Below are 1,638 nucleotides of genomic sequence, written 5' to 3'. Positions count from 1 at the left end.
TTAGTGTTTTGAGATCTAAGGACAGGCTCATGGGGACCGGGGGCCGGGGGGGGGGGGGGGGGGGGCCCGCCCGCCCCCCCCCGGTCCGGATCGATCGCCGGGGCGGGCGTCACGCCCGCCGTCCGCAAGGGCTTGCCCCGGTCGAGGCCCGGCTCGCCGGAGTGCGGGGCGTGCGCCATCAGCCGCAGAATGTAGAGGACGCCCATCCCGAACACCGCGAAATAGATGAGCACGAACGCGACCAGCGACGACGCCACGGCCGGCGCCTGCAGGGGCGAGACCGATTCCGCCGTGCGCAGCAGGCCATAGACCGTGAAGGGCTGCCGGCCGACCTCCGTCGTGATCCAGCCCGCCAGCACGGCGACGAAGCCCGCCGGCCCCATCGCAAGCGCGAACCGATGCAGCCAGGGCGACTCGTAGAGCGCGCCGCGCCAGCGCGCCACGAGGCTGAGCGCCCCAAGCCCCAGCATGGCGAAGCCGAGGCCGACCATGACCCGGAAGGACCAGAACACCACCGGCACCGGGGGCCAGTTCTCGCGCGGGATCGTGTCGAGCCCGGGGAGCGGCGCGTTCAGGTCGTGCTTCAGGATGAGGGAGGACAGGCGGGGGATCTGGACCGCGTAGCGCACGACCCGTTCGGCCTGGTCGGGCCAGCCGAACAGGATGAGCGGCGCGCCGTCCTTGTGGCTCTCGAAATGGCCCTCCATGGCCATGACCTTGGCCGGCTGACGCTCCAGCGTGTTGATCCCGTGGGCGTCCCCCGCCGCGATCTGCAGCGGCGCGACCAAAGCCAGCATCCACATCGCCATGGAGAACATGGTGCGCGCGCCCATGTTGCCGCGGTCGCGCAGCAGGTGCCAGGCGCCCGTCGCGCCGACGACCAGCGCGGTCGTCAGATAGGCGGCCAGGACCATGTGGACGAGCCGGAACGGGAAGGACGGGTTGAACACGATGGCCCACCAGTCCTCGGGCACGAACTGCCCGGCGGCGTTGACCGAATGGCCCGCCGGCGTCTGCATCCACGAATTCACGGACAGGATCCAGAAGGCCGAGAACAGCGTGCCCGCCGCGACGGCGAGCGTCGCCAGGAAATGGAGCGTCCTGCCGACCTTGTCGACCCCGAACAGCATCACCCCGAGGAAGCCCGCCTCCAGGAAGAAGGCCGACAAGACCTCATAGGCCATCATCGGGCCCAGCACCGGGCCGGTCTTGTCGGCGTAGACGGACCAGTTCGTCCCGAACTGATAGGACATCACGATGCCCGACACGACGCCCATCGCGAAGGCGATGGCGAAGATCTTCATCCAGTATTTGAACAGGTTCAGGAACACGTCGCGCCCGGTCCAGAGCCAGAGCGCCTCGAGCACGGCGAGGTAGCTCGCCAGCCCGATGGAGAAGGCCGGGAACACGATATGGAAGGAGATCGTAAAGCCGAACTGCGCCCGGGCCAGGGTCAGGGCGTCGAGGCCGAAGATGCCCATGAGTGCTCCATCGCCGTTGCGGACGCCGATTGTCCTCCGAAATAGACGGCGAAGCGAGGGCGACCACCCCGGCGGGGGGGGGGGGGGGGGGGGGGGGGGGGGGGGGGGGGGGGGGGGGGGGGGGGGGGGGGGCGGGGGGGGGGGGGGGGGGGGGGGG

General features: G+C 70.5%; 1 protein-coding gene. It reads right to left on the bottom strand.

Annotated features, from left to right (window positions below; genetic code table 11):
- The coding region (locus ACYVO7_RS19290; protein ID WP_460451433.1) for a cytochrome ubiquinol oxidase subunit I at nucleotides 1-1,481 on the bottom strand (1,481 nt) is incomplete at its 3' end.
- Nucleotides 1,482-1,638 lie beyond the last annotated feature (157 nt).

The organism is Alsobacter sp. SYSU BS001988 (assembly GCF_054796215.1).
Note: the sequence above shows the minus strand (reverse complement) of the source record. Positions and strands in the feature narration are given on the sequence as shown.